Here is a 15,823-nt window from a genome sequence, read left to right on the forward strand (position 1 = left end):
GTGGTCGCCGGTGCGCCGTCGTCGTCCCGGCCGAGGACGATCGCGCCGGTGACGATCGCGGTGACCAGGACGGCTCCGGCGGCGGTGAGGGCGACGGCCCTGGACCGCCGCCCGGAGACACGGCCGGCCGAGGGCGGCCCCGGCGTCGTCGAACCGGGCGCCGCCGGGGCGGGCACCGGCGGCCCGGGAGACTCGGGAGCGCGCCGGTGCTCGGTCCAGGCCGTTCCGTCCCACCAGCGCTCCAGATGCGGGGCCTTGGGGTCGCGGTACCAGCCGGGCGGCGGTGTGCTGCTCATCCCGGCCACTGTAGGGCGGCCTAGAGCGGTGTGACGTACGCCCCGGAGATTCCGCCGTCGACCAGGAAGTCGGTGGCGTTCACGAAGGAGGAGTCGTCGCTGGCCAGGAAGGCGACGGCGGCGGCGATCTCGTCGGCCTCGGCGAAGCGGCCGACCGGGATGTGCACGAGGCGGCGCGCGGCGCGCTCGGGGTCCTTGGCGAACAGCTCCTGGAGGAGGGGGGTGTTGACCGGTCCCGGGCACAGGGCGTTGACCCGGATGCCGTCGCGGGCGAACTGCACGCCCAGTTCGCGGGACATGGCGAGCACACCGCCCTTGGAGGCCGTGTACGAGATCTGGGACGTGGCGGCGCCCATCCTCGCCACGAAGGACGCCGTGTTGATGATGGAGCCCTTGCCCTGCTGCCGCATGTAGGGGATGGCGGCCTTGCAGCACAGGTAGACGGAGGTGAGGTTGACCTCCTGGACGCGCTTCCATGCCTCCAGGCCGGTCTCCAGGATGGAGTCGTCGTCGGGCGGCGAGATGCCGGCGTTGTTGAAGGCGATGTCGACGCTGCCGTAGGTGTCGTACGCCGTCTTGAACAACGCCTCGACCTGCTCGGGGTCGGTGACGTCGACCTTGACGAAGATCCCGCCGAGTTCCTCGGCGGCGGCCTTGCCGCGCTGCTCGTCGACGTCGCCGCAGACGACGTGGGCGCCCTCGGAGGCGAGGCGGCGGGCGGTGGCGAGGCCGATGCCGCTGCCGGCTCCGGTGATGACGGCCGTACGGCCGACGAGGCGACGGCACACGTTTGCTTCGGTCACTGTGCGGGGCCTTCCGTGCTTTCGGTGCTGATGAAGACGTTCTTGGTTTCGGTGAAGGCGGTCAGGGCGTCCGGGCCGAGTTCGCGGCCGATGCCGGACTGCTTGAAGCCGCCGAAGGGGGTCCAGTAGCGCACACTGGAGTGGGAGTTGACGGACAGGTTGCCGGCCCGGACCGCCTGGGAGACGCGCAGGGCGCGGCCGACGTCACGGGTCCAGATGGAGCCGGAGAGGCCGTAGTCGGTGGCGTTGGCGAGGGCCACCGCCTCCGCCTCGTCCTCGAAGGGGAGCACTACGGCGACCGGGCCGAAGACCTCCTCGACGGACACGCGCGCGCGGGGGTCGACGCCGGTGACGACGGTCGGCGGGAACCAGAAGCCGGGGCCTTCGGGGGCCTTGCCGCGGATGCCGTCGAGGTCGTCGGTGACGTACGAACGGACCCGGTCCAGCTGGACCTTGGAGATGAGCGGGCCCATGTCGGTCTTCTCGTCGGCCGGGTCGCCGACCGTCACCGCCTCGATCGCGGGGCCGAGCAGCTCCATGAAGCGGTCGTGGGCGGAGCGCTGGACGAGGATGCGGGTGCGGGCGCAGCAGTCCTGGCCGGAGTTGTCGAGGAAGGCCATGGGAGCCGCTGCGGCGGCGGCCTCGATGTCGGCGTCGGCGAAGACGATGTTGGGGCTCTTGCCGCCGAGTTCGAGGGTGACGCGCTTGAGGAGCGCCGAGCCCTTCGCCAGCACCTGCTTGCCCACGGCCGTCGACCCGGTGAAGACGATCTTCGCGACGCCGGGGTGTTCGACGAGGGCGTTGCCCGCGACGGAGCCGTGGCCGGGCAGCACCTGGAACAGCCCCTCGGGAAGTCCCGCCTCCAGCGCCAGCTCCGCCAGCCGCAAGGCCGTCAGGGGGGTCGTCTCGGCGGGCTTGAGGAGGACCGCGTTGCCGGCCGCCAGGGCCGGGGCCGTGCCCCAGGCCGCGATCGGCATCGGGAAGTTCCAGGGCGCGATGACGCCGACGACCCCGAGCGGTTCGAGGATCGTGACGTTCAGGCCGCCGGGGACCGGGATCTGGTGGCCGGTCAGCCGCTCCACTCCCCCGGCCGCGTAGTCGAGCAGATCGCGGACGTTGCCCGCCTCCCAGCGGGCGTTGCCGACGGTGTGCCCGGCCTCGCGGACCTCCAGCTGGGCGAGCTCTTCGAGGTGGTCGTCGACGGCGACGGCGAACCGGCGCAGCAGCCGGGCGCGTTCGCCGGGCGCGAGGGCGGACCACACGGCCTGTGCCTTCGTGGCACGTACGACCGCCGCGTCCACGTCGGCCGCGGTGGCGGCCGGGACCGTGGCGACGACCTCTTCGGTGGCCGGATTGAGTACCTGGAGCTGGTCGGACAAGAAGGGCCTCACAAGCGTTCGAAGGAGCGGCGCAGCTCCCAGTCGGTGACCGCGGCGTCGAAGGCGTCCAGTTCGACGCGCGCCATGTTGCGGTAGTGGGCGACGACCTCGTCGCCGAAGGCGGCCTTGGCGATCGGGCTGTTCTCCCAGAGCTCGGCGGCCTCGCGGAGCGTGGTCGGGACGTGCTCGAAGTCGGCGGCGTAGGCGTTGCCGGGGCAGGCCTCGGGCAGCTCCAGCTTGTGCTCGATGCCGTAGAGGCCGGCCGCGACCAGTCCGGCCACCGCGAGGTGCGGGTTGACGTCGCCGCCGGGGAGCCGGTTCTCGAAGCGCATCGAGCGGCCGTGGCCGACGACGCGCAGGGCACAGGTGCGGTTGTCGTGGCCCCAGGCGACCGCGGTCGGGGCGAAGGAGCCGGGCTGGAACCGCTTGTAGGAGTTGATGTTGGGGGCGTACAGCAGCGAGAAGTCGCGCAGCGCGGCCAGCTGTCCGGCGAGGAAGTGCCGCATGACCTCGGACATGCCGCCGGGGTCGGCCGGGGATCCCGCCATGACGTTGGTACCGTCGGCGTCGGCGAGCGAGAGGTGGATGTGGCAGGAGTTGCCCTCGCGCTCGTTGTACTTGGCCATGAAGGTGATCGAGACGCCCTCCTGGGCGGCGATCTCCTTGGTGCCGGTCTTGTAGAGGGCGTGCTGGTCGCAGGTGACCAGGGCGTCGTCGTACTTGAAGGCGATCTCGTGCTGGCCGGGGTTGCACTCGCCCTTGGCGGACTCGACGGTGAGGCCGGCGCCCGCCATCTCGTTGCGGATGCGACGCAGCAGCGGCTCGATGCGCCCGGTCCCCAGCACCGAGTAGTCGATGTTGTACTGGTTCGCCGGTGTCAGCCCCCGGTAGCCCGCGTCCCAGGCCTGCTCGTAGGTGTCCTTGAAGACGATGAACTCCAGCTCGGTGCCGACCTTGGCCGTGTAGCCGTGCTCTGCGAGGCGTTCCAGCTGGCGGCGCAGTATCTGGCGGGGCGCGGCGACCACGGGCGAGCCGTCGCTCCAGGCGAGGTCGGCGACGAGCATGGCCGTGCCGGCGTTCCAGGGGACGCGGCGCAGCGTGGCCAGGTCCGGGTGCATGGCGAAGTCGCCGTAGCCGCGGTCCCAGGAGGACATGGCGTAGCCGTCGACGGTGTTCATCTCGGTGTCGACGGCGAGGAGGTAGTTGCAGCCCTCGGTGCCGTGGTGGAGCACCTCGTCGAGGAAGAAGCGGGCGGCGAACCGCTTGCCCTGGAGCCGCCCTTGCATGTCGGGGAAGGCCAGGACGACAGTGTCGATCTCACCGCCGGCGACGAGGGCGTGCAGCTCCTCGACGCTCAGCGGGGGTGTGCGGTCTGCCACGGGAGAGCCTCCATTCGGCTTACTTCGGTCAGCCGGGAGCCATAAGGTATTGCGCAGAACCATTGATTGGGAAGGGGGTCCGGCCATATGTCGCAGTCCGACCACATGTCGCAGGCGGGCACGGAGCACGGGGTGCCCGGAGCCGACGACGACCGGCTGACGTCGGTACTGCGGCCGGTGCGGGCCGGCAACGGCTTCGAGGAGGCCCTGGAGCAGATCCTCCAGGTCGTCCGGCTCGGCCTGGTGCCGGGCGGCGAGCGGCTCCCGGCGGAGCGCGAGCTGGCGGACCGGCTGGGGATCAGCCGGGTGACGCTGCGCGAGGTGCTGAAGGTCCTCCAGGACCAGGGCCTGGTGGAGTCGCGGCGCGGGCGCTACGGCGGAACGTTCGTGCTGCCGCGCCCCGTGACCCCCGGCGAGGAGGAGCTGCGGCGCCGCCTGAAGGACGTGGACGTCGAGGACACGCTGCGCTTCCGCGAGGTGCTGGAGGTGGGCGCGGCCGGGCTGTGCGCGGCGCACGGGCTGGACGAGGAGCAGACCGACCGGCTCCGCGAGGCCCTGGCGCGCACGCACGACGCCCCGCTGGCCGAGTACCGCCGCCAGGACACCCTGCTGCACCTGACGCTCGCCGAGCTGTCCGGCTCCCCCACCCTCACCGCCCAGTACGCGGCCGTCCGCGCGACGGTCAACGACCTGCTCGACTGCATCCCGCTGCTCGTACGCAACCTGGAGCACTCGCAGCGGCAGCACGCCGCCCTGGTGGAGGCCGTGATCGAGGGCAACGCGGAGTGCGCGCGGGAGATCATGCGCGAACACTGCGGGGGAACGGCGGCGCTGCTGCGGGGTTTCCTGGGCTGAGCCCCGCGCTCCCGGCACGAGCGGGGCATCGCGCCGGCCCGGGGCGGGCACGGATTTACCGGCGATTAACGCAGGGGTATTGCCTTCCCCCGCCGACCCCGCAAAGGTATGGATCCACTCCATTGAGCCGGAGCTCGGTAGACCCCACCGTGCCCGGAAAGAGCCCCGTGTCCGCCGCCCCGTGGGGAGTCTGCCCATGTCCCTGGAATCCACCGGAACACCCGCCCCCGAGGCGGACGACTATCTGGAACGCAGAACCCTGCGTCGCGGCAGCGCCGGCTGGGTGCTGCTGACCGGCCTCGGTGTCGCCTACGTCGTCTCCGGCGACTACTCGGGCTGGAACTTCGGCCTGGCCGAAGGCGGCTTCGGCGGCCTGGCGATCGCCATGGTGCTCATGGGCGCCATGTACACCTGCATGGTCTTCGCCCTCGCCGAACTGTCCTCGATCCTGCCCACGGCGGGCGGCGGCTACGGCTTCGCCCGGCGGGCACTGGGCCCCTGGGGCGGCTTCCTCACCGGTACGGCGATCCTCATCGAGTACATCCTCGCGCCCGCCGCCATCGTCATCTTCATCGGCGACTACGTCGAGTCGCTGGGCCTGTTCGGCCTGGAGTCCGGCTGGCCGGTGTACCTGGTCTGCTTCGTGATCTTCCTCGGCATCCACCTCTGGGGCGTCGGCGAGGCACTGCGCTTCAGCTTCGTGGTCACCGGGATCGCGGTGGTCGCCCTGATCGTGTTCGCGCTGGCGGCGCTGCCCGACTTCTCCTTCGCCTCGCTGGACGACATCCCGGTCGACTCCTCGGCCGCCGGGTCCAGCTCCTGGCTGCCCTTCGGGCTGCTCGGCATCTGGGCGGCGTTCCCCTTCGGCATGTGGTTCTTCCTGGGCGTGGAGGGCGTGCCGCTGGCCGCGGAGGAGACCAAGGAGCCGGCCCGTACGCTCCCCAAGGCGATCCGCTGGTCGATGGGCATCCTGGTAGTGCTCGCGGTGGTCACCTTCTTCGCGGCGGCCGGTGCGCGCGGTTCCGCTGCCGTCCAGGAGGCGGGCAACCCGCTGGTCGAGGCGCTCCAGCCGAACGGCGAGGCCACGACGCTGAGCAGGATCGTGAATTACGCGGGCCTGGCCGGCCTCGTGGCCTCCTTCTTCTCCCTGATCTACGCGGGCTCGCGGCAGCTGTTCGCCCTGTCCCGCGCGGGCTACCTGCCCCGCTTCCTCTCCCTCACCAGCCGCCGCAAGGCTCCGTACCTGGGCCTGCTCGTGCCCGGCACGATCGGCTTCCTGCTCGCGGCGGTGTCCGGCAACGGCGCCCGGATGCTGAACATCGCGGTCTTCGGCGCGACCATCTCCTACGCCCTGATGTCCCTGTCGCACATCGTGCTGCGCCGCCGCGAGCCCGAACTCCCGCGGCCGTACCGTACGCCGGGCGGGGTGCTGACCTCTTCCGTCGCCCTGGTGCTGGCCTGCGCGGCGCTGGTGGCCACGTTCCTGGTGGACGTGACCGCGGCGGTGATCGCGCTGGTGGTGTACGTGGTGGCGATCGCCTACTTCGGCCTGTACAGCCGTAAGCACCTGGTGGCGAAGGCGCCGGAGGAGGAGTTCGCGGCGCTGGCGGCGGCCGAGGCAGAGTTGACGCGGGACTGATTCGTCGAGCGTGAGGGAGTTTCTGTGGTCAGGCCGTTGATCGGTGTCAGCACCTATCTGGAGGCGGGTGCGCGCTGGGGCGTGTGGGAGCTGGACGCGGCGCTGCTGCCGGCCGGCTATCCGCGGCTGGTGCAGCGGGCGGGCGGTCTGGCCGCGATGCTTCCGCCGGACGACCCGGAGCACGCCTGCGCGGCCGTCGGCCGGCTGGACGGGCTGGTCATCGCGGGCGGCCCCGATGTGGAGCCCGTCCGGTACGGCGCCGAGCCGCACCCCCGCACCGGGCCGCCGGCGCGGGCGCGGGACGCCTGGGAGCTGGCCCTGATCGACGCGGCGTTGGCGGCCGGCGTGCCGCTGCTGGGCATCTGCCGGGGCATGCAGCTCCTGAACGTCGCCCTCGGCGGGACGCTCGTCCAGCACATCGACGGGCACGCGGAGGCCGTGGGCGTCTTCGGCAGCCACTCCGTGAAGCCGGTGCCGGGGAGTCTGTACGGCGATGTCGTCCCCGAGGAGACCTCGGTACCCACGTACCACCATCAGGCCGTGGATCGCCTCGGCGAGGGGCTGGTCGCGTCGGCGTATGCGGACGACGGGACGGTGGAGGCTGTGGAACGTGTCGCCGGGGTGTGGGTGTTGGGGGTGCAGTGGCATCCGGAGATGGGGGAGGACCTGCGGGTGATGCGGGGTTTGGTGCGGGCGGCTACTGCCGGCTGACCTGCGGTTTTCGCCCCCGCGTCAGCGACAGCAGATCCCGGGCCGGGCCCACCGGGCGGTGGCCCGTCGGCCACACCGCCCGCAGGTCACGCGCCAGCGACACGTCAGCCAGCGGCACACTCACCAGCCGCCGCATCGACAGCTCCTCCCCCACGGCGAGTTCGCTGAGCACCGCCGGCCCCGCCCCACTCACCGCGGCCGCTTTCACCGCCGTGGTGGACGACAACTCGATCAGCGGCCGCGCCAGCCCGCCCAGCGCCACATCCAGGACCTGCCGCGTCCCCGACCCCTTCTCCCGCAGGATCAACGGCGTCACCGCCAGCTCCGACGCCTCCAGCGGCCGTCGCCGACGCGACCAGGCATGCCCCGGCGCCGTCACCACGATCAGGTGGTCATGGGCGATGACCACGGAGTCCAGCCCCGACGGGACGGTCAGCCCCTCCACGAACCCCAGATCCGCCTCGTCCGCCAACAGCCGCTCCGCCACCGCCGCCGAGTTCCCGGCCAGCAGCGAGACCGCCGTGTCCGGACGCTGCGCGCGCAGCGCGAGGAGCCACCCCGGAAGCAGGTACTCCGCGATCGTCATGCTCGCCGCCACCCGCAACCGCGAGTCACGCCGGTCGCGCAACGCCTGCGCCCCCGCGTCGAACGCCTCCGCCGCCTCCACGATCCGCCGCGCCCAGTCCGTGACCAGCGCCCCGGCGTCCGTGAGCCGGGATCCCCGCGGCGACCTGTCCACCAACGCCACCCCCAGCTGGCGTTCCATCGACCGGACCCGGCTGCTCGCCGCCGGCTGAGTGATCCCCAGCTCACGCGCCGCCCCACCGAGACTGCCGAGCCGGGCCACCGCCAGCAACAGCTCCAGCGCGCCGAGATCCGGGACACGATGTGACAGGGATCCCGCGCGAAACTGCCCCTCCGCCGCCTGAGTCATAAGGCCAGTTTATGTCGCCATAGGGGCAGACTCCCTGGTGGGAGAGGACAGCCGACGCGACGCTGATTCCATGGTCACCGCCGTCCGTCATCTCGGGCCCAACTGGTACGCCGCCGTCATGGGCACCGCCGCCGTCGCCACCGCCGGAGCCGGGCTGCCGGTCCACGTCCCCGGCCTGCGTACCGCCTGCACGGCCGTCTGGGCGCTCTCCCTCCTCCTGCTGCTCACCCTCCTCGGCGCCCGCGCCCTGCACTGGGCCCATCACCGCGACCAGGCCCGCGCCCATCTCCTCGACCCGGCCACGGCGCCCTTCTACGGCTGCCTGGCCATGGCTCTGCTGGCCGTCGGCGGCGGCGCGATCACGGTCGGGCGGGACTGGATCGGGACAGGGGCGGCGGTCGCCCTCGACGCCGTGCTGTTCGTCGCCGGTACGGTCGTCGCGCTGGCGGCCGCCGTCGCCGTCCCGTACCTCATGGCCGTACGCCATCGCGCCGAACCGTCGCAGGCCACGCCCGTGTGGCTGCTGCCGCTCGTCGCGCCCATGGTGTCCGCCGCGCTCGGGCCGCTCCTGGTGCCGCATCTGCCGCCCGGGCAGGCCCGTCAGACGCTGCTCCTCGCCTGCTTCGCGATGTTCGGGCTCAGTCTGCTCGGCACGCTGCTGATGCTGCCGCTGGTCTTCGCCCGGCTGGTCACCGGCGGGCCGCTCCCCCTCGCGCTCACCCCGACCCTGTTCCTGGTACTGGGCCCGCTCGGGCAGTCCACCACCGCCGTCGGCATGTTCGCGGACGTCGCGCCCGGCGTGCTCCCGGCCCCGTACAGCGACGGCTTCGGCGTGCTCGCCGTCCTCTACGGAGTGCCCGTCATGGGCTTCGCCCTGCTGTGGGCCGGGCTCGCCACCGCCCACGTGCTGCGCGCCCGGCGGCACGGCATGGGCTTCACGATGACGTGGTGGGCGTTCACCTTCCCGGTCGGCACCTGTGTCACCGGCGCCGAGGCACTGACCCGCCACACCGGACTCGTCGCCTACGAGGGGCTCGCCCTCGGCCTGTACGGCGTACTGGCCGTCGCCTGGACCGTCGCCGCGGTACGCACCGCCGAGGGCCTGCTCAACGGCACGCTGCTCGCAGCGCCCCGGCCAGCACCCGCGGCGCCTCGGCCAGTGACGGCCCGTACCACGTCAGGTGCCGTCCGCTGACCAGCGCACAGGGCAGACCGGGGAACGCCTCCGGGCCGTCGTCGGCGGTGAAGCGGTACGGCTCGTCGGGGAGCACCACGACGTCCGGGGCCGCGGCCCGCAGGTCGTCCAGGGCGACGCGCGGGTAGCGGTCCTCGTGGGTCGCGTACAGGTGATCCACGCCGAGGCGGGCCAGGACGTCACCCGCGAAGGTGTCGCGGCCCAGCACCATCCAGGGGCGTCGCCAGATCGGGACCACCGCCGTCGTACGGGGGGACGAGACCGGCAGCGCCGACCAGGTCTCCTCCGCCTCGTCCAGCCAGCGCGGGCGGGCCGAAACCCCGCAGGCGGCCAGCACACGCGTCAGCTCACGGAAAGCCTGCGGTACGTCCCGCACCTCGGTGACCAGGACCTCGACGCCGGCCGTGCGCAGGGCGGAGAGGTCGGGCTCGCGGTTCTCCTCCTCGTTGGCGATCACGAGGTCGGGGCTGAGGGTGAGGATGCGGTCGACCTCGGGGTTCTTGGTGCCGCCGACGCGCGTGACGTCCAGGTCGGCCGGGTGGCCGCACCAGTTCGTCGCGCCGACCAGGACACCGGGGGCCGAGACGGCCACGGCCTCCGTCAGGGACGGCACCAGGGAGACGACGCGCATCAGCGCCCCGGCCGGTCCCGGACCGCCTCGATGTGCTCCGCCACCGCGACGACGACCACGCGCGTGTCCGGCACCGTCGCCCGCCAGCGGTGGCGCACCCCGCCGGTGAGGTACAGGGTGTCGCCCCGGCCGAGGCGGTAGGCCCGGCCCTCCGCCTCGATCTCCACCGCGCCGTCCGCGACATACATCAACTGGTCGTTGCGGTACTGGAATTCACGGCCCGCGTCGTGGTCGCCGGTGAACTCCGAGGCGTGCATCTGATGGTGACCACGCACCAGGGAACGCACCCGTGGTTCCGGCGCCAGCTCGGTGTCCTCGGCCCGCACCACGTCGACGCTGCACGCCGGGTCGGCGGCGGCGAGAAGTTCGACAGCGGTCGTACGCAACGCGTCGGCGACCTTTTCCAGGGAACTCCTGCTCGGGCGCGCCCGGTCGTTCTCGATCTGGCTCAGGAAGGGCACCGACAGGCCGCTGCGCTCGGCCACGACAGCGAGGGTGAGCCCCAGCGCACGGCGCCGCCGCCGCACGGCCGCGCCCACCCGAAGAGGCTGTTCTTTGTGGTCGCCCATCGCTCCGGCTCCCTCCTTCGCTCGTAGGTCCGCTGTCCTCGCGCCCGTCGCCCGGCGCACACCGTCTGTTGAGTTCTCTGCACCCTACGCATGTTCGGCAAACCGTTTCATGCGCCCGTCACATCGACGACACATCAGGGGGAGTACGACCCATGGGTTCGCGCCAGCCGGATCACATCCCCATGCACGACGGCCGCCCTCGCACGACCGCTGACTCCCGATCAGCACCATTATCCCGTGTTCATTTCAATGGTGCGGCGGCTTCCCGTGTTCCCTGGTGGGCGGGGGTGGAGCGGCCGGCGAGGGTGCGGGGCTCGGGTGATGGCGTAGCGCTCTGTGGTTGGCCGGATCCTTCTCGTAGGCGCGGACGGGCCCGGTCCGCCTCCTTGGCGGCGGTAACGCGAACGGCACCGGGTGCGGGGTTCACGTCATCGCGAATCCCGCACCCGGTGCCGTTCTGTCTCCTGGCTATCCCGCCACAGGCGCCAGCTCGTCCTCGATGCCGGGGTGAGCGTCCATCCAACGGCGCGCGGACTCCTTCTCGTTTCCGGCGCCGCCCTTCTGGATCTCCACCTCGAGGGAGGCGAGTTGGTCCTCGGTGAGCTTGAAGTCCTTCAGCCAGCCGCTCAGTTCGGGGAACTCCTTGCCGAAGTCCTTCTTGGCCACCGTGTGGATCTGCTCGCCCTTGCCCCAGGCGCCCTCGGGGTCCTCGAGCTTCTTCAGGTCGTACTTGCCGTACGCCCAGTGCGGCGACCAGAGCGTGACCACCACCGGCTCCTTCTTCTTGATCGACCGGTCCAGCTCCGCCAGCATCGACGACGTACTCGACGACACCACCTTGTACTCACCCTCAAGGCCGTACGCCTTCAGCACCGACTTGTTCAGCGTGCCCATCATCCCGGCACTCGCCTCAATGCCGATGATCTTCCCGCCGAACTCCTTGCCCCGCCCCTTCAGGTCGGCGAGCGAGTCGACGCCCTTCACATACGACGGAACCGTCAGCTCCAACGACGTCGGCCCGTACCAGGAGCCGAGGTCGTCCAACTTCCCCTTGAAGCGGTCCACATACTCCTTGTGCGTGGTCGGCAGCCAGCCGTCCAGCTGCACGTCCATCTGCCCCTGGGCGAGCGAGGTGTAGAGCGGCCCGGGGTCGAGCTGCTTGACGTTCGGCTTGTATCCGCGGTCCTCCAGGATGTTCTGCCAGAGGTAGGTGGCGGCGATGGCCTCGTCCCACGGGAAGTAGCCCATGTCGACGGTCTTGCCCGCGTCCCTGCCCTGCGCCTTCGCGCCTCCGGCGACCGGGGCGAGCTTGCTCACCAGGCCCGGGTTCTTCTTCAGCCAGGTGCGGACACCGTCCTGCTCATGGCCTTCGCCGGCAGCGCGGATGTCGTTCTCCAGGCTGGTCAGCTGCTGCTCGGTGAGCTTGAAGTCCTTCAGCCACTTCGCGACGACCGGGTCCTTCTTGGCGAATCCCTTGTGCGCGACGGTGTGGATCTGCTCGCCCTTGCCCCAGGCGCCCTCGGGGTCCTCGAGCTTCTTCAGGTCGTACTTGCCGTACGCCCAGTGCGGCGACCACAGGGTCGTCACCACCGGCTCACGCTTCTTGATCGACCGGTCCAGCTCCGCCAGCATCGACGACGTACTCGACGACACCACCTTGTACTCGCCCTCAAGGCCGTACGCCTTCAGCACCGACTTGTTCAGCGTGCCCATCATCCCGGCACTCGCCTCGATACCGATGATCTTCCCGCCGAACTTCTTCCCCTGACCCTTCAGGTCAGCGAGCGAGTCGATGCCCTTCACATACGACGGAACCGTCAGCTCCAACGACGTCGGCCCGTACCAGGAGCCGAGGTCGTCCAGCTGGGAGCTGTACTTGTCCCAGTAGGCCTTGTGCGTGGTCGGCAGCCAGGCGTCCGTCTGGAAGTCGATGTCGCCGCGGGCCACGCCCGAGTAGAGCGGGCCGGGGTCGAGCTGCTTGACGTCGGTCTCGTAGCCGCGCTGCTCCAGGAGCTCCTTCCACAGATACGTGGTGGCGGTGCCCTCGTCCCAGGGGATGTAGCCGAGGTTGATCTTCTTGCCCTGTCCGACGTTCGTGCCGGCCGCGGTCTCCTTGCTGCTCCCGGAGCCGGCCAGGTTCATGCCGCCCGCGACGAGCGCGAGGACCACGACACCGATGACCGCCACCGCGCCGCCCGGCTTGTAGTGCGCGAGCCTGAAGCGGCCCGCGGCGGTGACGGCGGCCTTGGCCGCGGCACGGCGGCCGAGCGGGGAGACCCGTCGGCCGAGCGCTCCGGTCATCCGGTCCAGGTACATCGCGAGGATGACCACGGCCACACCGCTCTCGGCGGCCAGGCCGACCTTGAGCTGGGTGATGGCGGAGTAGACCTGCTCACCGAGGCCGCCGGCCCCGGCCATACCGCCGATGACCACCATCGACAGGGCCAGCATGATGACCTGGTTGACACCGGCCATGATCGTCGGCAGCGCGAGCGGCAGCTGGACGCGCGCCAGGGTGCTGCGCGGGCTGGTGCCGAACGCCTCGGCGGCCTCGATCAGTTCGCCGTCCACCTGCCGGATGCCCAGTTCGGTCATGCGGACGCCCGGGGGCATGGCGAAGATGATCGTGGCGAGGAGGCCCGGGGTGGTGCCGACGCCGAAGAACATGACGCCGGGGATGAGGTAGATGAAGGCCGGCATCGTCTGCATGACGTCCAGCACCGGCCGCAGCTGTGCGCTGACCCGCTCGCTGCGGGCGGCGCAGATGCCGAGCGGCACCGCGAACACGATGGTGATGACCGAGGCGACGAGGACGAGCGAGAGCGTGTCCATCGCGTCGTCCCACAGCCCGAGCGAATCGATCAGGGCGAGGCCGGCGAAGGCCAGAGCACCGGGCAGCAGACCGCGCAGCCAGCACGCGATCACCGCGAGGACCCCGGCCATCAGCAGCGGCTCGCCACCGCCGAGGACGGCGTCGACACCGTCGTACATGCCGCCGAGCACGGTGTTGATGATGTCGAACACCCAGGTCAGATGGGACTGGAGCCAGCCCACCAGGTCTTCGATCCAGTTGCCGAAGTGGAGCCTAGGCATGGGCGTTCACCTTCCCGTCGCGGGTGCCGCGCGGGTTGTCGCAGGGGCCGGGTTCGCCCTGCTGGTCGCCGAGGAAGCCGACCAGGCGTTGTCTCGGTACGCGACCGACGAGCTTCCCGTCCGCGTCGAGGACCGCCACGGGGTGCGTGAGGCGGGCGCTGATCGCGCAGAGCTCGGTGACGGGGGTGTCCGTCGTCGCGGTCTCACAGCCGCAGCCGACCTCGTCACCGGCGATGTCCTCGTCCATGACGGCCGCCGCGGTCAGCACGCGGGAGCGGTCGACGTCCTGGATGAAGGAGGCGACGTAGTCGTTGGCGGGACGCAGGAGGATGTCCTCCGCCGTGCCGGTCTGGACGATACGGCCGTCCCGCATGACCGCGATGCGGTCGCCCAGGCGCATGGCCTCGTTGAGGTCATGGGTGATGAAGACGATCGTCTTCTTCAGGGTCTGCTGGAGCTGGAGCAGCTGGTCCTGCATGTCCCGGCGGATCAGCGGGTCGAGCGCGCTGAAGGACTCGTCCATGAGGAGCAGGTCGGCGTCGGTGGCGAGGGCGCGGGCGAGGCCCACACGCTGCTGCATACCGCCGGACAGCTCGTCGGGCCAGGACTTCTCCCAGCCGGCCAGCCCGGACAGGGCCAGCGCCTCGCCGGCGCGCTTGTCGCGCTCGGCGCGGGGCACGCCCTGCACGGCCAGGCCGTAGGCGGCGTTCTCCAGCACGCTGCGGTGCGGGAAGAGCGCGAAGTGCTGGAAGACCATGCTGATCTTGTGCGCGCGGACCTCGCGCAGCTCGCGGTCGCCGATCGCGGTCAGGTCCTGGCCGTCGAAGCGGACGTGACCCGCGGTCGGCTCCAGGAGCCCGTTGAGCATGCGCAGCAGGGTGGACTTGCCGGATCCGGACAAGCCCATGACGACGAAGATCTGGCCCGGTTCCACGGTGAAGGAGGCGTCGATCACGGCGGCGGTGGTGCCGTCGGCACGCAATTCCTCCCGGTCGGCTCCTTGGCGGAGCCGTTCGACTGCCTCGTCCGGTCGTCTGCCGAACACCTTGTAGAGATGTTCGGCCTCAAGCCTGGATGACACGGGTACCTCTTGTCTCGACGGCCAATGAACGAAGCGACGCCGCAGCAGTTGAATGCGCAAGCACGTCGCTCCGACGCCGCGCCTGCCCTCGTTCCTGAGGCACAAACGCACAAGTGGTCCAGGCCACAGACATGCCCCGGCGCAACGCGTCGCGCACCGTCCGGCCACTGTCAGTGCCGTACGGCATGATGCGTGGCGTGACCGGACGACTGATGCTTCTCGACACCGCCTCGCTCTACTTCCGCGCCTATTTCGGCGTCCCGGACTCCGTGAAGGCCCCGGACGGCACACCGGTGAACGCCGTGCGCGGGCTCCTCGACTTCATCGACCGCCTGGTCAGGGACCACCGCCCGGACGAGCTGGTGGCCTGCATGGACGCCGACTGGCGACCGCAGTGGCGGGTCGACCTGATCCCCTCCTACAAGGCACACCGCGTCGCCGAGGAGCACGAGGCGGGGCCGGACGAGGAGGAGGTGCCCGACACGCTGTCCCCGCAGGTGCCGGTCATCGAGGCCGTCCTCGACGCCCTCGGCATCGCGCGCGTGGGGGTCGAGGGATACGAGGCGGACGACGTCATCGGCACGTTCACCGGGCGGGCGAAGGGCCCGGTCGACATCGTCACCGGCGACCGCGACCTGTACCAGCTGGTGGACGACGCGCGCGGGGTCCGCGTGCTGTACCCGCTCAAGGGCGTGGGCACCCTGCAGCTGACCGACGAGGCGTGGCTGCGCGAGAAGTACGCCGTCGACGGCCGTGGGTACGTCGACCTGGCGCTGCTGCGCGGCGACCCGAGCGACGGCCTGCCGGGCGTGCCCGGCATCGGCGAGAAGACTGCCGCGAAGCTGCTCGCCGAGTTCGGGGACCTCGCCGGGATCATGGCGGCGGTCGACGACCCCAAGGCGAAACTCACGCCCTCGCAGCGCAAGCGGCTGGACGAGTCGCGGGCGTACGTCGCCGTCGCGCCCACGGTGGTGCGGGTCGCGGGAGACGTTCCGCTGCCCGACGTGGACACGACGCTGCCGCGGGCGCCCCGGGATCCGGCGGGGCTGGACGAGCTGGCGATGCGATGGGGGCTGGGCGGGTCGCTGCAGCGTCTGCTGGCGACGCTGGGGGCGTGAAAGGCAGGAAGGGCGTGCAGGGCGGCCGGGGCGGGTGAATGGGGATCGCCGTGAGGGGAATTCGGTCCTTGCGTGCGCGACATGCGCCCGTTCATGAACGAGTCGTAGCGGCATTCTCCGGGACGAGGTGCTAACTTAGG

Annotated in this window: 14 protein-coding genes; 5 read left to right on the plus strand and 9 right to left on the minus strand. The window is 71.1% G+C overall.

Annotated features, from left to right (window positions below):
* The 4 genes from ACFU95_RS30105 to ACFU95_RS30120 all read right to left on the minus strand — a co-directional run.
* On the minus strand, positions 1–296 hold a 296-nt coding region (locus ACFU95_RS30105; protein WP_383833576.1), incomplete at its 3' end, for a DUF2510 domain-containing protein.
* Between the two features lie 20 nt (positions 297–316).
* Positions 317–1,099 (minus strand): 3-oxoacyl-ACP reductase, encoded by a 783-nt coding sequence (locus tag ACFU95_RS30110; RefSeq protein WP_383833579.1) that lies wholly within the window; start codon positions 1,097–1,099, stop codon positions 317–319.
* Positions 1,096–2,478, minus strand: a complete 1,383-nt coding sequence (locus ACFU95_RS30115) for an aldehyde dehydrogenase family protein (RefSeq protein WP_383833582.1) — start codon at positions 2,476–2,478, stop codon at positions 1,096–1,098. Before ACFU95_RS30115 ends, ACFU95_RS30110 begins: the two co-directional genes overlap by 4 nt.
* Positions 2,479–2,486: 8 nt before the next feature.
* Positions 2,487–3,857 carry a glutamine synthetase family protein gene (locus tag ACFU95_RS30120; RefSeq protein ID WP_383833585.1) on the minus strand — a complete coding sequence of 457 codons (1,371 nt, stop codon included), beginning with the start codon at positions 3,855–3,857 and terminating at the stop codon, positions 2,487–2,489.
* A gap of 105 nt (positions 3,858–3,962) precedes the next feature.
* Between ACFU95_RS30120 and ACFU95_RS30125 the strand changes: the two genes are divergently transcribed.
* The 3 genes from ACFU95_RS30125 (at position 3,963) to ACFU95_RS30135 (ending at position 7,062) form a co-directional block, all read left to right on the plus strand.
* Positions 3,963–4,712, plus strand: coding sequence for a FadR/GntR family transcriptional regulator (locus tag ACFU95_RS30125; protein WP_383833807.1), 750 nt, complete (start codon positions 3,963–3,965; stop codon positions 4,710–4,712).
* A gap of 196 nt (positions 4,713–4,908) precedes the next feature.
* Positions 4,909–6,351 (plus strand): ethanolamine permease, encoded by a 1,443-nt coding sequence (gene eat, locus ACFU95_RS30130; protein ID WP_383833588.1) that lies wholly within the window; start codon positions 4,909–4,911, stop codon positions 6,349–6,351.
* 24 nt (positions 6,352–6,375) lie between these two features.
* Positions 6,376–7,062, plus strand: coding sequence for a gamma-glutamyl-gamma-aminobutyrate hydrolase family protein (locus ACFU95_RS30135; RefSeq protein WP_383833591.1), 687 nt, complete (start codon positions 6,376–6,378; stop codon positions 7,060–7,062).
* Here the strand turns inward: ACFU95_RS30135 and ACFU95_RS30140 are convergent.
* Positions 7,049–7,996 (minus strand): LysR family transcriptional regulator, encoded by a 948-nt coding sequence (locus tag ACFU95_RS30140; RefSeq protein ID WP_383833594.1) that lies wholly within the window; start codon positions 7,994–7,996, stop codon positions 7,049–7,051. The two genes, ACFU95_RS30135 and ACFU95_RS30140, sit on opposite strands and share 14 nt — an antisense overlap.
* 70 nt (positions 7,997–8,066) lie before the next feature.
* Between ACFU95_RS30140 and ACFU95_RS30145 the strand changes: the two genes are divergently transcribed.
* On the plus strand, positions 8,067–9,191 hold the full coding sequence (locus ACFU95_RS30145; RefSeq protein ID WP_383833597.1) for a TDT family transporter: 1,125 nt from the start codon (positions 8,067–8,069) through the stop codon (positions 9,189–9,191).
* Here the strand turns inward: ACFU95_RS30145 and ACFU95_RS30150 are convergent.
* The 4 genes from ACFU95_RS30150 to ACFU95_RS30165 form a co-directional block, all read right to left on the minus strand.
* A complete protein-coding gene (locus ACFU95_RS30150) occupies positions 9,103–9,822 on the minus strand; it encodes a helical backbone metal receptor (RefSeq protein ID WP_383833600.1) in 720 nt (239 codons plus the stop codon). The two genes, ACFU95_RS30145 and ACFU95_RS30150, sit on opposite strands and share 89 nt — an antisense overlap.
* A complete protein-coding gene (locus ACFU95_RS30155; RefSeq protein WP_383833603.1) occupies positions 9,822–10,391 on the minus strand; it encodes a helix-turn-helix domain-containing protein in 570 nt (189 codons plus the stop codon). The genes ACFU95_RS30150 and ACFU95_RS30155 overlap by 1 nt, the downstream gene beginning before the upstream one ends.
* A 468-nt stretch (positions 10,392–10,859) precedes the next feature.
* On the minus strand, positions 10,860–13,484 hold the full coding sequence (locus tag ACFU95_RS30160; protein ID WP_383833606.1) for an ABC transporter permease/substrate binding protein: 2,625 nt from the start codon (positions 13,482–13,484) through the stop codon (positions 10,860–10,862).
* Positions 13,477–14,565 (minus strand): glycine betaine/L-proline ABC transporter ATP-binding protein, encoded by a 1,089-nt coding sequence (locus ACFU95_RS30165; protein WP_383833609.1) that lies wholly within the window; start codon positions 14,563–14,565, stop codon positions 13,477–13,479. Before ACFU95_RS30165 ends, ACFU95_RS30160 begins: the two co-directional genes overlap by 8 nt.
* Positions 14,566–14,753: 188 nt before the next feature.
* On the opposite strand from ACFU95_RS30165, the gene ACFU95_RS30170 reads away from it, so the two are divergent.
* Positions 14,754–15,683 (plus strand): 5'-3' exonuclease H3TH domain-containing protein, encoded by a 930-nt coding sequence (locus ACFU95_RS30170; protein WP_383833810.1) that lies wholly within the window; start codon positions 14,754–14,756, stop codon positions 15,681–15,683.
* Positions 15,684–15,823: the final 140 nt, after the last annotated feature.

It is taken from the genome of Streptomyces sp. NPDC057623 (assembly GCF_042800355.1).
GTDB lineage: Bacteria > Actinomycetota > Actinomycetes > Streptomycetales > Streptomycetaceae > Streptomyces.